Annotated in this window: 20 protein-coding genes and 1 riboswitch; of the genes, 1 reads left to right on the forward strand and 19 read right to left on the reverse strand. The window is 34.2% G+C overall.

Annotated elements, in window-relative coordinates:
• Positions 1-103 precede the first annotated feature (103 nt).
• Positions 104-270: riboswitch (Lysine riboswitch) on the reverse strand.
• 68 nt (positions 271-338) lie between these two features.
• Genes QZQ55_RS05330 through QZQ55_RS05350 form a run of 5 tightly spaced genes read right to left on the reverse strand, consistent with a single transcriptional unit; the run spans position 339 to position 6,862 of the window.
• Complete coding sequence (locus QZQ55_RS05330; RefSeq protein ID WP_215657882.1) at positions 339-806, reverse strand: metallophosphoesterase; 468 nt, start codon at positions 804-806, stop codon at positions 339-341.
• Entirely contained in the window at positions 803-1,954 is a 1,152-nt protein-coding gene (locus tag QZQ55_RS05335) for a M15 family metallopeptidase (RefSeq protein ID WP_295090806.1), read from the reverse strand. Before QZQ55_RS05335 ends, QZQ55_RS05330 begins: the two co-directional genes overlap by 4 nt.
• A 55-nt stretch (positions 1,955-2,009) precedes the next feature.
• Positions 2,010-3,779 (reverse strand): excinuclease ABC subunit UvrC, encoded by a 1,770-nt coding sequence (gene uvrC, locus QZQ55_RS05340; protein ID WP_295090809.1) that lies wholly within the window; start codon positions 3,777-3,779, stop codon positions 2,010-2,012.
• Positions 3,772-6,072, reverse strand: coding sequence for an endonuclease MutS2 (locus QZQ55_RS05345; protein ID WP_295090812.1), 2,301 nt, complete (start codon positions 6,070-6,072; stop codon positions 3,772-3,774). Before QZQ55_RS05345 ends, uvrC begins: the two co-directional genes overlap by 8 nt.
• 1 nt (position 6,073) lies before the next feature.
• Positions 6,074-6,862: a CvpA family protein gene (locus tag QZQ55_RS05350; protein WP_295090816.1), complete on the reverse strand. Its 789-nt coding sequence runs from the start codon at positions 6,860-6,862 to the stop codon at positions 6,074-6,076.
• A 102-nt stretch (positions 6,863-6,964) separates the two neighbouring features.
• Between QZQ55_RS05350 and QZQ55_RS05355 the strand changes: the two genes are divergently transcribed.
• A complete protein-coding gene (locus tag QZQ55_RS05355; protein ID WP_270395962.1) occupies positions 6,965-7,885 on the forward strand; it encodes a ribonuclease HIII in 921 nt (306 codons plus the stop codon).
• A gap of 26 nt (positions 7,886-7,911) precedes the next feature.
• Here the strand turns inward: QZQ55_RS05355 and QZQ55_RS05360 are convergent, their stop codons facing one another.
• From QZQ55_RS05360 to QZQ55_RS05425, 14 genes are all read right to left on the reverse strand, one after another.
• Positions 7,912-8,391, reverse strand: a complete 480-nt coding sequence (locus tag QZQ55_RS05360; RefSeq protein ID WP_295090819.1) for a dCMP deaminase family protein — start codon at positions 8,389-8,391, stop codon at positions 7,912-7,914.
• Complete coding sequence (locus QZQ55_RS05365) at positions 8,384-9,304, reverse strand: RluA family pseudouridine synthase (RefSeq protein ID WP_295090822.1); 921 nt, start codon at positions 9,302-9,304, stop codon at positions 8,384-8,386. Before QZQ55_RS05365 ends, QZQ55_RS05360 begins: the two co-directional genes overlap by 8 nt.
• Positions 9,274-9,780 (reverse strand): signal peptidase II, encoded by a 507-nt coding sequence (gene lspA, locus QZQ55_RS05370; protein ID WP_295090825.1) that lies wholly within the window; start codon positions 9,778-9,780, stop codon positions 9,274-9,276. The genes QZQ55_RS05365 and lspA overlap by 31 nt, the downstream gene beginning before the upstream one ends.
• Positions 9,781-9,851: 71 nt before the next feature.
• Positions 9,852-10,526, reverse strand: a complete 675-nt coding sequence (locus tag QZQ55_RS05375; RefSeq protein ID WP_295090827.1) for a hemolysin III family protein — start codon at positions 10,524-10,526, stop codon at positions 9,852-9,854.
• Between the two features lie 76 nt (positions 10,527-10,602).
• The gene (locus QZQ55_RS05380) at positions 10,603-11,334 is read right to left on the reverse strand and encodes a metallophosphoesterase (RefSeq protein ID WP_295090830.1); all 732 of its coding nucleotides are present in this window, start codon (positions 11,332-11,334) and stop codon (positions 10,603-10,605) included.
• 56 nt (positions 11,335-11,390) lie between these two features.
• Positions 11,391-11,924, reverse strand: a complete 534-nt coding sequence (locus tag QZQ55_RS05385; RefSeq protein WP_295090832.1) for a transcription repressor NadR — start codon at positions 11,922-11,924, stop codon at positions 11,391-11,393.
• Positions 11,925-13,964 carry an L-aspartate oxidase gene (locus QZQ55_RS05390; protein ID WP_295090835.1) on the reverse strand — a complete coding sequence of 680 codons (2,040 nt, stop codon included), beginning with the start codon at positions 13,962-13,964 and terminating at the stop codon, positions 11,925-11,927.
• 13 nt (positions 13,965-13,977) lie between these two features.
• Positions 13,978-14,883 carry a quinolinate synthase NadA gene (gene nadA, locus QZQ55_RS05395; RefSeq protein ID WP_295090838.1) on the reverse strand — a complete coding sequence of 302 codons (906 nt, stop codon included), beginning with the start codon at positions 14,881-14,883 and terminating at the stop codon, positions 13,978-13,980.
• 241 nt (positions 14,884-15,124) lie between these two features.
• Positions 15,125-16,393, reverse strand: coding sequence for an ADP-ribosylglycohydrolase family protein (locus QZQ55_RS05400; protein ID WP_295090841.1), 1,269 nt, complete (start codon positions 16,391-16,393; stop codon positions 15,125-15,127).
• A gap of 118 nt (positions 16,394-16,511) precedes the next feature.
• Positions 16,512-17,516, reverse strand: coding sequence for a macro domain-containing protein (locus tag QZQ55_RS05405; RefSeq protein ID WP_295090843.1), 1,005 nt, complete (start codon positions 17,514-17,516; stop codon positions 16,512-16,514).
• Positions 17,506-18,216: a transglutaminase family protein gene (locus QZQ55_RS05410; protein ID WP_295090846.1), complete on the reverse strand. Its 711-nt coding sequence runs from the start codon at positions 18,214-18,216 to the stop codon at positions 17,506-17,508. Before QZQ55_RS05410 ends, QZQ55_RS05405 begins: the two co-directional genes overlap by 11 nt.
• A gap of 64 nt (positions 18,217-18,280) precedes the next feature.
• Complete coding sequence (locus tag QZQ55_RS05415; RefSeq protein ID WP_295090849.1) at positions 18,281-21,184, reverse strand: TOTE conflict system archaeo-eukaryotic primase domain-containing protein; 2,904 nt, start codon at positions 21,182-21,184, stop codon at positions 18,281-18,283.
• A 57-nt stretch (positions 21,185-21,241) separates the two neighbouring features.
• Complete coding sequence (locus QZQ55_RS05420; RefSeq protein WP_295090852.1) at positions 21,242-21,778, reverse strand: TIGR00730 family Rossman fold protein; 537 nt, start codon at positions 21,776-21,778, stop codon at positions 21,242-21,244.
• 52 nt (positions 21,779-21,830) lie between these two features.
• Positions 21,831-22,787 (reverse strand): recombinase family protein (locus QZQ55_RS05425; RefSeq protein WP_295090855.1); only part of this gene is annotated, 957 nt, incomplete at its 5' end.

The raw sequence follows: 22,787 nt of genomic DNA on the forward strand, positions 1-22,787 counted from the left end.
TTAAGTTCGTCTTTTTTTATACGTTTTGATTGATTTTTGTTTCACACTTTCCCCTTTCTATATAAAAATAGAAAAAAGCTATACGTTATCGTATAGCTTTTAACGATAAGATAACGCCTCTTCATCATGAAGGAGTGAGACAGGTATTCCCTGAATCACCAAGAGAACAAGCTGCCGCTTATCTTCTTTCGGCGATGATTACCTTTCATATGATTCCTAGTCTGCCGACTCCTCATATTACTCTGATGCATCGCTTCCTCTATCTTTATATTTGACTTTACATGCTCATTATAATAGGAAGATATAAAATGTCAATTCCTATTTATTTAAATGTATCACTATTCTAGAGTTTTTATCATTACATCTACATTTTTATCATCAATTGTCACAACTGCATAAGAACGTTTTGATCCACCACGTGGCCAGGATGTTGAGCCTGGATTAATAAGCCATAAGCCATTTTCTTCTTTTGCAAGAGGCATATGTGTATGACCTGAGATTAAAACATCTCCATTATACTTTTTTAAGAACTGAATCATTTTCTTTTCACGATCAAAGTAACCAAAGAACTGACCATGAGTGATAAGAAGATGTCTTCCTTCAATATCTAGTCTTGCTGTCTGAGGAAGGTCAAGACTCCAGTCATTATTGCCTTTAACAGCTACAAAGCCATCTAAATCCTGAAGTGAATAGGACTCGCTATCACCGCAATGGATGTAGTAATCTGCATCATCTTCTAAGACTTTAATATCTGTTAACATATTCATATCACCATGGTTATCTGACATGATTACAATTTTCTTCATTTTAATGCCTCCTTTTGAATATATTCTTCAATACAGCTATTCTCTTTATAAATTTTATTGGCTATCTTCTTACCTACATAGCGATAATAATGAGAATCATAGACATGATTTGTAGAAGAAGCCATACGCTTTGGATAGCGCAATATAAAGCCATATTCATATGAATGTGCTTCAAGCCATTGTGACAGAGTGGATGTTTCAAATGTCTGATAGGCAATGGATTTAGAAGCAATAGATACTGTTCTACCTAATTGTCTTTCATCTTTACCAGCAAGAGCTGGATTTGAATATTGAAAATCATTAAAGCTCTCATAGGCTTCTTTGACATAAAAATCTTCAGTAATTTCATCAGGCATTGCTTCTACCATCTTCTTTAAGGCTTCATAAGCATCATTTTCTAAATACATAGCGTATTTTAAGCGGTGAATATCTGACATCAAAACAAGATTACGAGGCACATAAGCCCCTATATAACTTGTATCATTAAGTGTTGTCAACAATGATGAAGGGTTCGCAATCAAGAATATCTCATGGTTATTGGCCTGAGTCATGAGTGTTGTTAACCCATAACGTGAGTAGTTATGACAGGCATCCGCAAAGAAAGAACGAATTAATTTATCTGTCAATCCACGATTCTTTAATAATTCAATATAGTATTCTGTATCATCCACATAACTATAATCATCATACAGTGGTCTCATCTCATAATATATTTCTAATTTATCAAAATCAAAATTCTGATTATATAAATAGCCTGACTCCAAATCATGTTCTACTAGTTTTTTAGCCTGACCATAGGCTTTATTCTTAAAACTATCTAGAAGTTTTTCAGCTAATTCATTCCCAGTAGAAAGAATGAGCTTATTGTTGGCATAGCGACCAGTCTTTTCTAGTAGTTCATAATATTGATAATACGGAAGATAAAAATCATCATACTTGATAAATTTCATAAAATGGTAAAGTGGAATTCTGTTTTCTACAAGATATTTCTGTTCCTCTTTGCTTAGGTATTCCTCGATGATCATTCTATTATCGTTATTGATGCCATTGACACGATAGAATGGATCAAAACGGAGATTAATTGTATAGAATGAAACGATAAATAATGCAATAACTGTAATAAACAGATACTTGCGCTTACTTTCCATTAAATCACCTGCTCTCTAGTGTCAATTATATAGTATATCATGATGAGTGTATAGTTTAATCTTTGTGCAGTACTTCGTAGAGTTTCAAGGCTGTATTTTTAGGAACTACTGCTTCTAATTCTTCTAATGACGCTTCTTTCATCTTTTTGACACTTTTAAAATGATTGAGAAGTTTCTTCTTGCGTGCCTCGCCGATTCCATCTACTTCATCAAGAATAGAACTAAATAATGATTTAGATCGTACCTGACGATGGAATGAAATAGCATAACGATGCACTTCATCCTGCATACGTGTAAGAAGGAAGAATAACGGACTTTTTGTATCAATAGGCACCTGATTGCCATTTTCATCTAGAAGCATCGCAGTAGAATGCTTATCATCCTTAGATAACCCACAGATATGTACAGGAAGATTCAAACTGTTGATGACTTCTTTAGCAACTTTAATTTGTCCAAGTCCACCATCGACAATAATTAGATCTGCCATTTCCTTTTGTTCCATTAAGAGACGATAATAACGTCTATAGACGACTTCCTTCATACTAGCATAATCATCAGGGCCTTCTACTGTCTTGATCTTATATTTACGATAATCTTTTTTAGAAGGCACACCATCCTTATAAACAACCATACCTGCAACAGCATAAGCCCCCTGGATGTTAGAGTTATCATATAATTCAATTGTATGCGGTGTATTAATACCTAGTTTTTTACCTAATTCAATAATAGGCAGGATTGTCTTTTCATCAGTTTTCTCTTTTAATAAGAACTTCTTTTCTAGTGCTTCCAACGCATTCTTGTTAGCCATTTCTACTAAGGATTTCTTATCTCCTCTTTGAGGTTGAAGTACATGACAGGATAATATTTCAGATAAAAGTTCTAAATCAACATCCTGAGGAATAAGTAGTTCATAGGGTTCAGGATGTGTTTGATAGTAAGTAACTAAGAAACGAATCAGATCTTCTTCAAAATCTTCTCCTACAGGTTCAAGATTAAAATCATGATAGAGAAGCTTACCTTCACGCATAAAGAAGAGCTGAATACTGATATAACCTTTATCAATATAATAGCCTAAAATATCTCTATCTTTATAGTCGCCAAATTGAACATTCTGTTTGGCAGTTACATATTCTATGGAACGAATAATATCACGATATTCTTTAGCAAGCTCGAATTGTAGATTTTCACTGGCTGTCATCATTTTTTCAGTGAGTTCATCAATCTTTGATTTGGTATTGCCATGAATAAATGAGATCAGTTCTTTTCTGATTTCATCATATTGGCTCTTATCAATATCGTTGATACATGGCCCTAAGCATTGATGTAATGAATAATATAAGCATGGCTTATCTGGAACATGATTACATTTTCTTAAAGGGTAAAGCTTATTTAATAATTTAAAGGTGTTTCTTGCTGCAGTGGCATCGGGATAAGGTCCAAAGTACTTATTTTTTTTGTTTTTTGTTTTTCTTACTATTTTGAGTCTTGGATGGGTTTCATCAGTCAATTCAATATATGGATAATAGGTATTATCCATGAACATGATGTTGTATTCAGGTGTATAGTCCTTAATGAGGTTGATTTCAAGTAATAATGCTTCCTTTTCACTACCTGTTACAATATAGTCAAAGTCCCATATATGATCTACAAGCTTTGTCGTTTTATAGTTATGTGCACCTGTAAAATAAGAAGAGACGCGATTTTTCAGTTTTCGCGCCTTTCCTACATAAATGACTTTTCCTTCTGTATTTTTCATTAAATAACAGCCAGGAGACATAGGAAGTAATGAGAGCTTCTTTTTAATATAATCTAGATTCTTATTCAAAGCTAACCACCGTTACACCTAAACCGCCCTCATTAGGACCACCATCACGATATTCTTTGACATAAGATAGATGATCTAACTTCTTTCTTATACCATTACGTAAAATTCCCTTACCCATACCATGTACTATACGTACTGAAGGATAACCAAGTAATAAAGCATCATCTAAGAACTTCTCAACAATATTCATTGCTTCTTCATAACGCATACCAATGACATTTACTTCATAATGTCCGGTTTTCTTCATATGCTGTCTAGTACCTGCTTTTTTTACTTTCTGAGGCTTAGAGGCACCATGCATAAAAGTAACTTCTGTATCTTTTACACGTGCCTGGAGACCACCTAAATCAATCAACAGTTCATGTTTCTTGACTTCAAGTACATCCCCTTCTCTATTCATCTTATCAAGCTTGACATGATCACCCTTCTTAAAGACATGATCCTGCACTTTTACAATTTCTTTCTTTTCATATTTCTGCTGGTCTAATGCGTGTTTGGCTGCAGTCACCTGATGAGGTTTTAAAACTCCCTGATTCATGATATCTTTAGTCAATTCATCAATTGTTTTCTTAGCTTCTTCAAGCATCTTATTGGCTTCTTGCTGTGCTTCTTCTACAATACGATCCTTCTGCTTTGTTGCAATAGAAAGCTGATGTTCATAGCGATTATGAAGTTTTTCATTATCTGCAAGTAACTGATTGATTCTTTCTTCTTTCTCATCTAATTCAGCACTCTGCTTAGTCAGCTTTTCAGTTAACTTTTCTGCTTCACTCATACGTTCTTCTTTATTATGTAAAGCATGATCAATAATCTCATGATCTAGACCTAAAGAAGCAGCAATTTCAAAGGCATAAGAAGAACCAATTGAATGAAGCTTCAAGCGATATGTAGGACGCATTGTTTCTACGTCAAATCCGACTGATGCGAGCGTAATATCATCTCTTGTCTGACCATAGCTTTTCAATTCGCCATAATGCGTTGAAGCGATAATACGGCAGTCACGATTGAGTAAGGTATCTAAGATTGCTTCTCCTAGGCAAGCCCCTTCTTGTGGGTCTGTACCAGAGCCAATTTCATCAATTAGAATAAGAGAACGACATGTGGCATGTTCTAGGATATAAATAAGCTTCTTCATATGTGATGAATAAGTTGAAAGTGATTGTTCAATTGACTGTTCATCACCAATATCTGTATAAACAGCATCAAAGAATGGAATAGAAGCGTCAATAGCTGGAACAGCTAATCCACTAATAGCCATCAATGAAAGTAATCCTGCAGTCTTTAAAGCTACTGTTTTACCACCAGTATTAGAACCAGTAATCATAAGCATCTTGCCATCAATAATAATGTCATTAGGAATTATCTTTTCCTGATCAATTAAAGGATGTCTTGCCTGCTTTAAAGAGAGAACACCTGTTTCATTGATATCAGGCTTTACACAATCATAATCACATCCAAAGCGTGCTTTCGCAAAGATAAAATCAAGTTCAGACATGAGTTCCTGATCAAAGTAGAATCTTGTATAGTTATATTTGACACGTCTAGTTAGACTTTGAAGTATTTTATTGATTTCTGTCTGTTCCTGACTTTTCAACTCATTGAGTTCATTATTCATAACAACGACACTTTCAGGTTCTATAAAGAATGTCTGACCAGATGCACTTGTTGCATGAACTAAGCCTTTAATCTCATTTTTGTGAGGTGCTTTGACTGCCAGTACTAAACGGTCATTTTTACTTGAAAGAGTATCCATACTTAAAGAATTCTTTTCACTCTTTAAATAGTCTTCCATTGAATGACGAATACGTCCTTCTAATGCATGCATACTTTTTCTAATACGATAAAGTGTTTCACTTGCGTGATCACTGATAGAGCCATCAGGCATAATACATCTATTGATTTCAATATGAAGACCATTATCTCCTTCTAAACCTTCTACTAAATCTCTTAATAGAATAATGTCTCCTTCATAAGCATTAAAATATGATGTGACCTGAAAGATGTTTTCTAACATATGGTCAATCGCCATTAGTTCTTCAGGAGCTAAAATACCATCCATCTTAGCCTTTGCAAGATAAGCACTGATATCATTGAGTGGTGCAAGAGGCAAAGTACCCATAATACAATGAATTGTCATAGCTTCTTCCAAACGATTCTGTTCTTCGTTCAAATCAGCTAAATTATCATACATCTCTAGATGTAAGATCTTCTTTTTCGCAATTTCTGTACGACATGTACCTGCGATATGATTTAAAATTCTTGGGAATTCTAAGACTTTATAACTATCTAACATTTTATTCACTTCCTATATTATTTAAAATAGTATTCTTTTCTGTTTCTGTATAAGGTGTTTTATTTAATAAAGAGATAAATTGAAGTTTTTCTTCATGAGGTATAATGACCTGCTGTTTCATTAAAGCAGGACCTAATTGTGTATATACAAACTGTGTTGCATCATGTTCATCTAGTAGTCCATGATCATAGGCATGATTGTTAGCAATAATCATTTTTCTTAATATATCTTTATCTTCTAATTGAAGGGTATGTTGTCCTTTTAATAAACTTCCATAAGCACTCGCTTCATTTAATACTGTTTCTGAAATAATGGGCACATCCTCTATGATTAAATGTCCTATCTTAGAATCAGTAAGAATATCAGGACCAAAGAATGGGACAATAAGCATAACCATTGCCATGAAGGCAATAAAAAGACCTTTTAAACCATGAAGCAGTGCCCCTAATAGGTGGTTTACAAATGATGTCAAGGCAAAGTGATCGGTTAATTTTGTGATCAATGGTTTAATAAGAAGCCCTATCAGTCTTCTTATGATTTCTAGAATAATGAACATGATGATAAATACAATCAGCATATTCACTACAGAGCCCCCTAACTGAGATAATGGGTCATCTACCGGTTTATAAATCTGGATAATTGAAGAGATTGTTTCAACATTAAAATAGATAAAAAGCATCATGATGATGAAGCTTAGCAGATCATAAAGTGTTGAGAAAAAACCTTTGGAATATCCGCTGAAAAACATATATAACAAAAAAGCGATAAGAATCAAATCGAGAAAACTCATAATACTTACCTCCTTAATACTGTCGGTTCCTAATTATAACAAATGAAATTTATACTGTCAAAAAAATGAAATTTATGATAAAATAAGAAATGTGAGGTGAATATGGTGGAGCCAATTAAATTTTTGATTAATGAAAACATTTTAAACAAGATGAAGAAGTTTTATGACAGTCAGATGGTTCCATTCGAAAGCGAGAACCTTCTTTTAAAAGCTCATGCTATTGGCTGTGACATCGAAGTGACATCGGATTATGAAGCAAGCTTTTTAGGACAGAATGCAGTGCATGAAGCAAAGCATTGGTCTAGAAGTTTAGCAAAGAAGATTGAGCAGGAAAAAAACTCAGATCATTTATGTATGCATCCTCATATCGGGGCTGCAGAAACAGGATCTGCTGATTTTCTTGGGCCGCTTTGTGTTGTAGCATGCTATGCCGATGATGAAGCACTTGAGATTATTAAAAACCTAAAAATTGATAATGTCGATGATTTATCAAATCAGGAAATTATCAATTGCGCTAAACTATTAAAAGGACATCTCATTTCATCACTACTAGTATTAGATAACTCACATTATAATAAGATGATTGATAGTGGAATCAACCAGGCTAACATTCGCGCCCGTTTATTTAACCAGGCTGTTGTGAATGTCCTTCAGAAAGTGAAGAAGAGTGTTGAATTCAAAGTTATTGATCAGTTTGTTTCACCTAAGACTTATTATAACTATCTAAAGAGCGAAGTTATTGTTGTAAAAGATATGATTTTTGAAACCAATGCTGATGAGCAATACCTAGCAGTATTAGCTGCAGAAATCATTTCTCGTTACGCATATCTACAATATTTTGCTAGTATGACAAAGAGCTTAAAGATGAACCTTGCTAGAGGGGCTGGCACTAATGCCGAAATCGTGGCTGTTAAACTTGCAAACAAGTATGGGGAAAAGATTCTTACAAAAGTATGTAAGTTGAATTTCACTAATACAAAGCGTGTTAAGGGAGCATTAAAGAAATTAAAAGAAGGCCTATAGGCCTTCTTCTTCATCTAGAGAATCAATTATTGATTCTCTTTTTTTATTTCTATTTCAAATGCTGGGACTTTACGATAAGAGACGCCGGCAACATCTAACATACGTTTAGCTGCTCTATCACTTTCTGATCCTTTATATTTTTCGTCTTCATAGACAATTTCTTTGATCCCACTTTGAATGATTGCTTTTGTACATTCATGACATGGAAATAAAGAAACATAAATACGACAATCCTGCAATTTCTGAGTAGAGTTTAGAATCGCGTTGAGTTCCGCATGAACAACATAAGGATACTTTGTATCATATAAAGCCCCTTCTCTTACTGACCAAGGGAATTTATCGTCTTCACATCCGCGAGGAAGACCATTATATCCTACACCTACAATACGGTTGTCACTGTTAACGATGCAGGCACCTACCTGCGTATTAGGATCCTTTGAACGATAAGCAGAGAGTTTCGCAACTCCCATAAAATATTGATCCCATGTAATAATCTGCTTATCCATTATATTCTCCCCCTAATTCCTTGATCTTTTCTTCAAAGAAATCTGGTAGAGGTGCTTCAAAATACATATGTTCATGTGTTCTAGGATGAACAAAACCTAATACTCTGGCATGAAGATACTGACCATAAGTATTGTCATCATTTCTAAAACCATATTGAGGATCACCATAAACTGGATGACCAATATATTGCATATGAACACGAATCTGATGTGTTCTACCTGTTTCAAGACGGCATTCAATAAGTGTCATATCATCATAACGCTCTAATACTTTAAAGTTAGTAATCGCATCTTTTGCATTTTTGCTTGTAACTGCCATCTTCTTACGGTCCTTGCTGTCACGTCCAATAGGTGCTTCAATACGACCTACATTATGATTAATAACACCATGTACAAGTGCCACATAACGACGTACAACTGAATGTTCTTCTAGTTGTTTAGATAATGAACGATGAGCATTGTCATTTTTTGCAACCATTAGTAAACCACTTGTTTCTTTATCGATACGATGAACAATACCTGGTCTTGTAACGCCATTAATAGCTGATAAATCATGACAATGATAAAGTAATGCGTTAACAAGTGTTCCTGAATAGATACCTGCAGATGGATGAACAATCATGCCTGTTGGCTTATTGACTACAATCACATCTTCATCTTCATAAATAATGTCTAAAGGAATATCTTCAGGACTGATTTCAGTGCTCTGAGGATCAGGTAAAGTGACCTGAATCACATCCTCTTCTTCAACCTGATAGTTTGCCTTTTCAATGTTATCGTTGACGACAACCTGCCCTGCTTTGATCCATTTCTGAATTTCAGTACGAGAACGGTCAGGCATATGATTCAAGATGACTTTATCTAAACGTAAGCCTTTTTCTTCTAATTCTGGTGTGATTGATTGTATTTCCATAATTTATATTCTCCAATTCCTAAATCTAAGATGATTAATAAAACACCTATTACAACACCCATATCTGCAATATTGAAAATAGGAAAATCATAACCAAATACAAAGAAATCTAAAAAGTCTCTTACATAATGAAAAACAACACGATCATATAGATTTCCTAACATGCCGCTAAATATAAGTACAATTCCAAATCTCAATAAGACCTGGGATTTATCACTCTTGATAAAATAATAAATAAGCATAATACCAGCAATAATAGAAATTGCATAAAAAAGAAATAAACGTCCTGAAAGCATTCCCCATGCTGCACCAGTATTATGAATATAAGTGAAATAGAAAAAGTTTTTAATGACCTGATAGCTCTGGCCCAACTGCATTGATTCATTGACTACAAGTTTAGTTACTAGATCACCACCTAATACAATAATAAATGTGATCAAGTATAAAAAACTGTATTTAAAATTTATTTTTCTCATTTAATCATCCTTTCCTCAACGATTATAGCATGACTTTAAAAGATATAAAAGAAAAACAGGCTTTACGCCTGTTACATGCAGTATAAGATAATGCATAAAAAGTGAAGGACACTGCCTAATAAGATCCATAAGTGCCAGATACAATGCATATAACGTATTTTTTCCTGTAATCCATAGAAGATTGTACCAATTGTATAAGCAACACCACCAGCTACTAATAGATAGATACCATTCATGCCTATAGTACCAGGTAATAAATTAAACTTAAAGATGATACACCAGCCTAGAATAAGATAACAGGCCATAGAAAATTTTGCGAATTTCTTAATGTCATAAGCATTTAATGCAATACCTAGAATTGTGACAGCCCATACGATACCAAATAGAACCCATGCCCAGAATGGATCAGCAAGTCTGACAGAACATAATAGTACTGGTGTATATGTACCAGCAATTAAGACAAAGATACTACAGTGGTCCATAATCTGGAATACCTTCTTCGCCTTAAGTTTAGGAGATAAGCCATGATAAATTGAACTCATTGTATAAAGAACAATCATGGAAATACCATATACAATGCCAGAAGCTAAACCATAACCATTATGATGTAAACATGAGAATATAATGCATAATACAAGTGCTGCAACACCAAAAGCAGCTCCTACAATATGAGTTACCATATTAAATATTTCTTCACCACGAGTATAATCAGGAAGTACACGGTCATCTAATTTTGTACGTTTCATTTTAATCACCTCTTGTACACCAAGAATATCATATCTATTATTTGATGTCAATATATCTAGTATTAAAGTCTAGATGTTACCATTCGTATGGGTTCCATTGTCTTATGATATGATGTGATTCTAACTCATAGAGTGTATTAAAGACAGCTGTCTGATTTCTCCATAATTCCTTATCTACATGAAAATGGCCAAAATACCAATGAGTGTAGTCTGTATTTTTCTGAATAGCATTCAAATATGTAGTCAAAGGCATTTCCTGATAAACATCACCTTTTATATGAAATTGTTTAATAGTCGATAGAAAATAAACCGTTTCATCTGGTGCTGTATGTGTAATAATATAATCCACATGATCTATATTACTTAAATGTTGTAAACCATTCTCATATTCTTTTGTATTTGGCATTTCAGCAGGCCACCAGGAAACATTTTCTTTACGAAATGGCTGATCAATGGAATAACCACCACCAAAAGTGAAGAATGTTTTTCCTTCTATTGTATAGATTTCTCCACGCATTAAATGAATGAGGTTATGACGTAGTTTTTGAACATGACCACCATTCCATACTTCTATAGGATAGCTATTAAGTTTATTAAAGTTCTCATGATTGCCATCAACAAATAAAACAGTATAGGGCTGAACACTAATGAAATCATAAAACGATTCTTCTGAAGAGTATTTCTGTTGAAAAAAACCTATTCCAAAATCTCCACATACAATAATAATATCCCCTTCTTTTAATACCGGGTCTATCTGTTCAAGCCATTTAAATTGATTGCCATGTATATCACCCGTTATATAAATCATAATTTCATCACCTCTATATCATTATACATAAAAAAAGCCATCAATGTAGATGGCCTTTAGAATTCAACAGGTTCATATTCCTGAAGTTTTGCAAGGTATCCAAGTTTTGACAATGCATCTTGAATTTCATCAAGTCTTTCATCTGTTTCAGCACAGATTGTATGATAATGATATCCACTTGTAACTGTCATTAAAGAGATGGATTTCCCACATTTTAAATTATCAAGATATTTCTTTACATCTAAACGTGATGCAATATTAAGAGGTGCACGTACAATATGATAGGCCTTATGATAAACAAAGATATCTTTAACATAACCACCTAGATCAACGATTGTATTGAGCTCATTTTCTATATCTGCATCAGTATGCTGCATTTTGAGGACTCTTTCCACCATAGCAGAATGACGTATGATATATCCTCTATTGGTTGCTTCTATAACATGATTATTAGCACGAAGAAGTGCGACATCATTCACAATAACCTGACGTGAAACTTGAAGACGTTTTGCAAAATTAGAAGCAGAAATCGGTGTATCACTTTCCATCAGTTCTGTAAGGATGTAGTCCCTTCTTTCTTTACCAGTCATTTAATCTCTCCCATTAATTGCATGAAGGTTCTTTAATGATAGATCTAGAATCTTTGCAGAGTGTGTTAATGCACCACTTGAAATGAAATCTACACCCATATCTTTTACTCTATTGATGTTTTCTGCAGTAACGTTACCAGAAATTTCGATTTCAGCACGTTTATCAATATAATCAATAGACTGCTTTAATAATTCAGTACTCATATTATCAAGCATGATAATATCAGCACCCGCTGCAACAGCTTCTTTCACCATATCGAAAGTTTCTACTTCAACTTCGATTTTTCTTACTGATGGAGCGTAATCTCTTGCCATCTGTACAGCCTTAGTAACGTTTCCAGCTGCACCAATATGGTTATCCTTTAATAAAACTCCGTCTGTTAAGTTATATCTGTGATTGCTTCCTCCACCTACTTTAACAGCATACTTTTCAAAGATTCTGTTATTTGGAGTTGTTTTTCTTGTATCAAGTAACTTAATACCTGTACCCTTAAGAAGATCTGCAACCTTACGTGTATAAGTGGCAATACCTGACATTCTCTGTAAGTAATTTAATGCAGTTCTTTCACCTTCAAGAAGAGTTCTCATATCACCAGTTACTTTAGCGAGTAATTCTCCTTTATGGACTTCATCACCATCATGAGCAAAGAAGTGTACATCCACATCTTCATCTAATAATTTGAATGTTCTTTCAAAAATCTGAAGACCAGCAATAATACCATTTTCTTTACAGATTAATTCTACTTCACCTAACTGTGCAGTTCTCATAACACTGCATGTAGATACATCTTCACTTGTAATATCTTCACGAAGAGCTGAAAGGATTAGTGGGTCTGCATTTAATTTTAACGTTGTCTTATCAAACATACTTGGGGCCTCATACTTTCTTGTCATAGCTTTTGCGGCTCTTTTAGCAAATACTAAACTTTCTAATAATGAGTTACTAGCAAGTCTATTCTTTCCATGAACACCATTACATGCCGTTTCACCAACAGCATATAGATTTTCCATAGATGTTTTACTGTTTTCATTGACCTTTACACCACCCATGAAATAATGCTGGGCTGGTACGACTGGAATACATTCTTTAGTTACATCATAGCCTTTATCTAAGCAGTACTGAACAATATTAGGGAAATGTTCCTTTAGTTCCTTTTCACCAATAGGTCTTAAATCTTCTAAGACATAATCAGTACCATCTTTTTCCATCTGTTTCTTAATTGCATTAGAAACTACATCTCTAGGTAATAATTCATTAACGAAACGATTACCATTCTTATCATATAATAATGCACCTTCACCTCGGACACTTTCAGAAATAAGGAAACGTCTTTCATTATCTTCACTATAGAAAGTTGTTGGATGAATCTGTACATAATCCAAATGTTCTGTTTCGATATTGTATTTCTTAGCAAGATCAATGGCATCACCAGTTAAATGACGGTAATTAGTAGAATTCTTATACTTACCACCAATACCGCCAGTTGCAAGTACAACAAAGTTCGCATAGATATCATGTTCTTCATCGCCTTTGCGTACTCTACCACCAACGCACTTACCATTCTTTACAAGAAGGTCTGTTAAAGTCACATATTCTTCAATAGTGATATTCTTTCTTGTTTTTACTTCTGCATAAAGCTTACTCGTGATTTCTTTACCCGTAATATCTTCATGATAAAGAATTCTGTTAGTAGAATGAGCACCTTCTTTTGTATATTTAAGGTTTCCTTCTTCATCTCTTGCAAAATCTGTACCATATGATAATAAATCATCAAGTACAGCACGAGAACTTCTGATCATTAATTCTACAGATAGAGGATTATTTTCATAATGTCCAGCTCTTAGTGTATCTTTAAAGAAAGCATGATAATCACTTTCATCCTTAAACATACAAATACCACCCTGTGCAAGAAAGCTATCACTTTCTTCTACACATGACTTAGTGATCATATGAATATTAAGGTTCCCAGGTAATTTAAGGGCACAATATAATCCTGAACATCCAGTACCTACAATAAGAACATCTGTTTTTTTAGTCATTTTTAGTCATCTCCTATTTAGCAAGTTCAAGCATTCTTTCTAATGGTGCTTTTGCTTTATTCATAAATTCTTCATCTAAGAATACTTCATTCTCTCCAGTTTCTAATACATGTACAATCTTTTCTAGTGAATTGAGTTTCATATTAGGACATACCTGAGTTCTTACTACATTATAAAGCTTCTTATCTGGTGCCTGATTTAGGATTGTGGCATAAACACCATCTACTGTACCAACAATAAATTCCTTAGCATCATTTCCAACAATATAATCAATAATACCTGATGTACTTCCAATATAATCTGCTTCTTCTAATACTTCAGGCTTACATTCAGGATGTACAGCCACTAACGCATTTGGATGTTCCTTCTTTGCATTTAATACATCTTCCTTAGTCATGATGTGATGTCTTGGACAGAAACCATTATTTAAAATGATATTCTTACCTTCTACCTGAGTTGCTACATAGCTTCCTAAGTTCTGATCTGGTACAAAGAAAATATTCTTATTTGGTAATTTATTAACGATTTTAACTGCATTTGAACTAGTCACACATATATCACTATAAGTCTTAATTTCTGCAGTAGAGTTGATATAGCATACAACAGCTAAATCATCATACTTATCTCTCATTTCTTTAATCTTTTCTATAGTGACCATATGTGCCATTGGACAATCTGCATGTGCATCTGGCATATATACATGCTTAGTAGGATTAAGTATCTTAGCACTTTCTCCCATGAATTCTACACCTGCAAATACAATCTTATCAGCATCTGTTTCTGCTGCTTTTTTAGCAAGATAGAATGAGTCACCAATGAAATCAGCAGCTTCCTGTACATCTGCATCTACATAATAGTGAGCCAATATAACAGCATCCTTTTCTTCTTTTAGCTGCTTGATTCTATTCATCATATCCATATTTTTATCCCCTATTTCTTATTTATCCTAAATTAAGCGCCTTTCTCTTCTACGCTGCTCCATATGCTACCATTGATGTTGACATATGTCAAGACACATATGTTGACATTGTCAAATAAATAAGTTCAAGGAATATTACAGTATGCTTGAATGTAATAGATTACAGGATTTTTCAGGATGAAAACAAACCCTTTGATGCAAAAAAGATTATAACTAATCAGTTACAATCTTTTTGAATTTTCTATTCATGTTCTTCATATATGCCAATCAACAGAAGTATCATAGCCTTACTTAGTTGCATATGTTTTCCAAATGGATTGATGACAATTCCATTAATCTCTTCTAAGTCAAGTGCTAGTCTCAGAATTGATAGGATGGATTGATTCATCTGGACATTACCATGTGACCCCTTGTGCATTTCTTCTGTTGAAGTAAATACACCTAACCACTCTTTACCCTTAGTATCTTTGACTGTTTCTATTTTTAGTTTCACAGCCTGATCGAGTGTCAATGTATCACCTACATTTAAATTACTAAGTTCTTTTGGTAAAAATGAATTCTTAGTGATATAAGGAACTACTAATTCTCCTCCCTGTTTCATTGCATTCAGCATCGTATCCATAAATAGTATCATGCCTTCTTTATCATTTTGGACATAATATTGATTAATAGCTTTCTCAATCATCTGATTTGTATTTTGTGAACCATAATGATGTTTTACATGATTATAAAATGCATCAACAACATCTCTCATATCTTCATTGATACGATTTCTACATTCAGATATTAATGTTTCAGGTATTCCATAATAAGCTTCTGCAATACTTCCAGTAATCGCTCCAAGGGTATCTGTATCCCCACCTAGAGATACCGCATTTCTTATAGCATCTTCAAAGTCCTTGGCTTCAAGAAATGCAATGATTGCTTCTGGGACAGTTTTTTGACAAGTTTCATCCATATGATAGCTAGGACGGATTTCATCAAGTGTTCTATCTAAATCATAATGAAATTCATTCTCAATATACTTTTTTATTTCTTCTTTTGATGAACCGTTTCTTGCCATAAATATCGCACTCGCAGTCGCCTCTGCACCCTTAATACCTTCTGGATGATTATGAGTTACATTTGCAGTTGCCTTTGCGACAGTTCTTGTTTTTTCAAGAGAATCATAAAGCCACCCTACAGCAGATACTCTCATGGCAGAACCATTTCCAAAGCTATTATAAGGCTCGGGATGACAGGCTCTTAGCCAGCGTCTAAAATAACCTCCGTATCCTGCATGAGGATATCTTCTACCCCATGACTGCATACTTGATATAACTGCGTCTTCGATTTCTTTGACTGCTGCATCCTGCCCTACTTTAAGTAATGCCTCACATACAGCAAGAGTCATGACTGAATCATCTGTAAAATGAGATCTTCTACTAAATAATTTAAAATCCTTTGTTTTATCTCCTCTATCAAATTCAAATGGACTACCAATAATATCTCCTAAAATTGCACCATACATAATATATTCCTCCAATCTCTTTTCTTATTACACTATCAGTATAAGTGAAAGAGAGAAACTAATGGTCGCTTTGAAAGCGACATTTAAAAAACGTCGATACATGAAGTACCGACGTCATTTATGCTCCAAGAGTTTCATTAGTATATTTGAACAATGTGATGTTGAGCTCCATAATATCATAGTGTTTGTCTATGATTGCTTTTTGTACAATTAAATCTACTTTACTACTTGGACTAAATGCCCAATCCGCTCTTGCAAGAAGATCTTTTGATTCTTCTAGATTAAGCTGTAAGGCGATACATAATGCAAATACTGTCTTCTTTTTAGGATGATAATTCTTATTGCATTGAATTTTAGAAAAAAGTTTTCTATCTAGATTGGCTCGTTTCCATACATCTTTATTATCCAAATGCGCTTTGTCTATTAATTTAAATAATTTATCATGAAATGAAAGACCAATATTTGCGAGCTGATCTTCTAAAGAAGTATCCGATAAATCTAGAGATGGTTCTTCATAAAACGTAGAGTTAAATAAAGAACGAAGACGAGCACTTCGTCTGTAGCTTAAAGGATACTCATTGATATGACTTTCTTTGACATAGTTTGCATCAATATAAGAATCAATCTCTCCGACAATTTGGCTGGATAATTGAAAAGAGGTTTTATCAAATACAACTAAAATGATTTCTATTTCATGTTCAGTTAAAAATTGACTGAATACAGATACTGCAATGTGCAAAGCCTTATCTTTTGGAAATTCATATACACCTGTTGAAATAAGAGGAAATGCGATACTTTGACATCCTAGTTCTATTGCTTTTTGTAGAGGTAGACGATAACATCTTTCTAGTATTTCAAGTTCATGATGATTTCCATCAATCCATACAGGTCCTACTGTATGAATAATATATTTCGCATTGAGGTTATAAGCACCAGTCACTGCAATATCTCCTCTTTCAATAGGACCAATAATCTTTCTTTCTGCAAGAAGTGCCTCTTTTCCTGCTGCTTCATATATCGCAAGATCTGTGCCACTGACACATTTTGGTTTTGGATTTGCTGTATTAACTATGATATCAGCTTCTACTTTTGTGATATCATTTCTTACTATCTTAAATGCCATAAAAGTGTCTCCTTCTTTTCTTTACATTATAATTCATAAGATGTCTACCAATATACTTATAAGCGAATGTTTTAATGGTTGACATCTCTTGATGATATTCTTTTAGTAACGTATCTGGACAATCATAGATACCAAAGTCTTGAGTAATTCCTTCACTTTGAATATAGGTATTATTTCTATTGAAGTCAATTATAGGGTGTTTGAAATTTTTCACTGCAATACCATAACCACAAAATGGACCAGTACATTTAGTAAATCTATTCTGAAGTTGTTTAAGATATGCTTTATCTAAAATAAATCCTTCTAGTTCATACCATCGATTTTCAAGGTAAACTTCCACCCAGCTATGTAATATATTCTTAGGTGCACTATGATATACAATACCTGTCATAGCTCCTCTTTGTAGTTTCTTATCAATAGTAAAGCCATGTATTCTGCATGGAATATCACAGGCACGTAGTAATGCCATAAATAAAGTTCCTTTAGTATTACATTGGCCATAGCCATCGGATAGTACTTTTGAAGCAGGTATATAATCATCACTATTATAGCCAAATAAGATCTCATCTCTTACATAATTATAGATTGATTGTATTCTGTTAAATTCGTTCATTTCTTTCCATTGTTTATCTTGAATAAGTTTTTGAATGGTAGGATGAGAATAATCTAGCATGTGTGTTTCTTTGAGATATTCCATCATTATAAAGAACCTCCATTATTATAGATTATATCATTGTATTATGAGATTTAAAAAAGATTGTAACCTAGGAGTCACAATCTTTAGTTTCTGTAGGACTAAATATAAGTTCTTCCGCAATCGTAGTTGATTTCACTCTCATTAAGCTATCATAGATATTTGATTTACCAAGCAAGTTTATTCCACCGTGCCATACGATTTCTTGGTCAATTACTGCAAAATAAGAATCTAAATCAGGATATATTTCTACAAATACACCATTACCATATAATAAGTCTATGAGACTAGTTGTGTAAGGGTCATCTGTTTGTTTTGTGAATACAATGATTGAAACACCCTTTTCCTGTCTATCCTTAATTAATTCAATAAAAGATAATACTTTCTTTTCATTTAATTGGGGACTAGAGATAATGATGCTTTTATTTGATTCATGGATATCTTGTCTAAATACTTCTAAATAATCACTATAATTGTAAATGTGATTCACGTTTTGTTTATTGTCTACAATATCAGTAATCACATCAAAACCAATCTTTCTATAGGCCGATAGACGTTTTTTATACATATTATTAAAATAATGAATATGAGAATCTACATAATCATAGACAATCGCACTCTCTTTATACTTGTAGTCTCTGTTGATTCTACCTAAGAACTGATCAACTAGAGGTTCACCAGAAACAGGAGAAGTTAAGAATAGCGTATCGAGTCTAGGAACATTGAATCCTTCACCCACTGATTGAGATGTGGCGATAAGAATAAATGGTTCATCATGAGGAAATGACAGTATTGTTTTTCTTATTTCTTCATTTTCCTTTAAACTATGATCACCATAGATAAGATATGTATGATCTAAGACATCATTTTTTAGTGTTTCATATAATAATTTTGCATGTTCTTTGTAACGTGTTAATACAATTGGTGTTCTTTTTTCTTCTATGCATTTCTTAATATCAGAAATAATCATATTATTTCTATTTTCATTTTTAGAGATGAATGCATAAGCACTATTAAGATCATTTTTACTATCGCCTAATGCCATTACTTTTGTGAATCGTGGGTAGACATAATGATCAATAGTTTGTTTTTCTATTCTTTCTTTGCTTGTATATTGATGTCTAATTGGACCTAACTGCATATAGACTTTCTTTTCGAGTCTGTCTATTCTCTTTTCATTTGCGGAAACACCATAGACATATTTAGAATTAATTTGACGTAATACATTTTCAAATATATGGGAAGCTCCATGATGACATTCATCTACTATAACCATGCCGTATTCATGATTTAAACGACAGTTGCCTTCATTGTCATAAATAGAGTTGACTGATACAACATCTATGATACCAGTTAAAGTATTTTTACTTCCATGTAATACACCTATGAGATCTTTTCTTTGTTTCTCTTTACCTGTTTTTGTTTTATACATAGGTAGATCTTCGTTTATTTCTAAAAAATGATGTAATTCATCCACCCATTGATTAATAAGTGAAACACTTTGCATAACAATGAGTGTATTGACTTTCCTTTGAGAAATTAAATAACTAGATACAACTGTCTTACCAAATGCAGTGGCTGCATTAAGAACACCATTATCATAGCTTAATAAATCAGATGCAGCAGAAGGCTGTTCATCTCTTAATTTTCCAGTAAATGATACATTAATAGGTTTTCCTTTTTCTCTCTTATCACTGATCTCATACGCAATATTTGATGAATCACACTTATTAAGTAGCGTTTCTAATAATCCTCTTGGGATTTTTATATAGTCGTTTATGTCTTCCCCTAAATAGATAACTCTTGGCTGATTCCAATTGGAATAGCCTAAATTATGATTCTTGTAAAAAACAGGGTTATCAAAAGCTGCTAAACGTCTAATCTGGTTCTGAATGCGAGGCTTAAGATTAAGTGTATCTACATATATGCCATCTGCAAGGACAATAGAAAGTTTCTCTATGACATCTTCGCTGTGAAAGTTTTCATCCTTTTTCCAGGGTTTCACTCTTTTACCTTGATCTGCAATTATAAGAAGACCTTGAGGTATTAGAAGTTCTTCTTTCCACTTATAAATATATTCTTCTATTTCGCTTTTAGTTAATTGATGAACCTTACTTAGTAATTTCCATTGATCATAATAAGCATTCCAGTTTTCATCCACAAAAGCACTATTGCCTTGTCTTAATGCCTGTCCTTGAAGTGGTAATGCGACTAAATTACCTAAGCCATCGCTATGGTCCTGAGTTGGAAACATACGATCATAATACCTAAATGATTTCAGATTAATAGATTGTGCACCCTTCTCAATGAGTAGTAATCCAAATTCTCTTGCAAGAGAGGCAGGTACAAATTCCTTAAAGAGAATCCATGCATGTGCCCCATTTCCTGAACGTGAGCGTTCTATTAATACATCAATACCATTTTCATGACATATTTTTCTAATTGCATCAATTTCATCTTTCCAATCATTATTTTCACTATTCTCTTCATCATGATTATCAAAATCAAACACAAGTAGCTTACATGTATCATCTTCTAGTAGAGGATATAGCCCAATGACATCTGTACAATTGTCTTTGTATCCTAATAAATGTCTTTTTCCTACTTCTCTATCTAATTTTTTCCACTCTCTATAGGGGCATTCCTGGCAGGACATCTTCTTTTTATTTTGTTTTGGGCAATGATCCTTCCATCTATTAAAACATTGTGGAAAGTATCCTCCCTTAGCACCTCTTAGTGCATATACATCCCTTCTACCTTGAAATAAAGTAAGAAAGTAAGCGGCAAGTTTATCACTAATATAAACATCCTTGATATATGCATCCTCATCTATAGATTCAGTTGTCATTTCTTCTTTTGAATCATTAAAGCTGATATGAGATTTTTTTAGGAGTTCTTTTAATTCTTTATTTTCTTCTTGGAGATGCCTAATCATCCTTCTTAAAGATTCTAAGTTTTGTCCCTCTAAATTCATTGTATATCTCCTTAATTGTTGTTAATTTTGTTATTAAAGGAATAATGATAAAAATTACTATTCCTTCTCAATAATATTTCTTATATCGTCTAGATGATCCGCAAAATAGATGCCTTTCTGTTTCTCATGAGTAGATAATCCCATTTCTATCATATGGGACATAAGTTCTTTCATCCCCTTATAATAATCATTCAAATTATAGAATATGCAAGGTGCATGAAGTTGTTTCAATGAAATTTTAGACATCACTTCTGATATTTCTTCTAGTGTTCCTGTACCTCCTGGAAAGGCGATAAAGGCATCACCTAATTCTATCATTTTTGTCTTTCTTTCTGTCATATCTTTAGTAATGATTAATTCTGTCAAGCCATCATATTGTAGTTCTTCATCAATGAAGAATTGTGGTTCTATTCCAATGACATCTCCACCTGCATCTAATACACTTTCCGCGATGTATCCCATTAATCCTGATTTTGATCCACCATAGATGAGTGTATGATTGTTTTCTCCAATCCATGTACCAAGTTCTTTAACGGCATCTTTAAGTACTGGATCATTGCCTCTCAAGGCACCTAAATATACTGTAATGTTCATATGATTAGCGCCTATTAGGAAAACACACTGTCAAAGGGGTTTGTAGCGGGGGTTAGCCCGCTACTGCGGTATCTTCCGTAGTGTTGATTTCAATGTACTCGGCAATCTTGCGGAGCTCGTCAGCAAATTTGAATTTCACGCTGATATTGCCGTTTTCATAGACCTTGATATAGTCCACAAGTTCAACCAAGATTTCACGGTTGAGGGCTTCAATGTTCTGATACTTCATAAAGGCTACCAGTGCAGGATGCTCGTTGTCCACACCGTTTGCCAGTTCTGCGCGTTCAGCGTTCAGCCGGGTAAGCACCGCGGAAATATCAGAAGTCTGCCGTTCATAGTCAGCCTTCATATCCCGGTATTCCTGCTGGGTGATTTCACCGTCTTTCCAGTCCTGATAAAGAGATTGCTTGTAGCGTGTTATCTTTGTCAGTTCCCGCTCTTTTGCAGCTATCAGATCGTCCAGTCGGTAAGACTGGCTTTTTTTGATTGGAGCGGAATTGATCTGCGTGACGATTTCCGAGTAGGAAACAGCCAAATGTACCTGATGCTGTACAGCGAACAAAACAGCAGCCTCCAGCCGTTCATGCTTGATTGAGTGCATGGTGCAGGCTGTCCGGGAACGGTTCTTGTAGGTTGAGCAAGAATAATATACATTGTTGTTCTTGCCAACGCATCGGGTAATGGCCCGCCCGCAATCGGCACATTTCAGAAAGCCGCTGAATAAATGTACCTCACGGCCTTTCGGGGAAGTACGGGTATCACGCTGTAAGAGAGCCTGTACCTTGTCGAAAGTTTCATAGTCGATAATGGCCTCATGCGTTCCAGCCACTTCCACCCATTCCTCGCGTGGAACAGCTTCAATCTGGTGTACCTTGTAGCTTTTCACCCGGCTTCGGCCTTGGGCTAAATCCCCGGTGTAGGTCGGATTGGTAAGAATGGAGTGGATCATGCGGACTCCCCACATAGGATCGTCATACCCTCTTGTCGAAACAGGCAAGCCCTTTTGTAC

Source organism: uncultured Catenibacterium sp., from assembly GCF_900540665.1.
In the GTDB taxonomy this organism is placed as follows: Bacteria; Bacillota_I; Bacilli_A; order Erysipelotrichales; family Coprobacillaceae; genus Catenibacterium.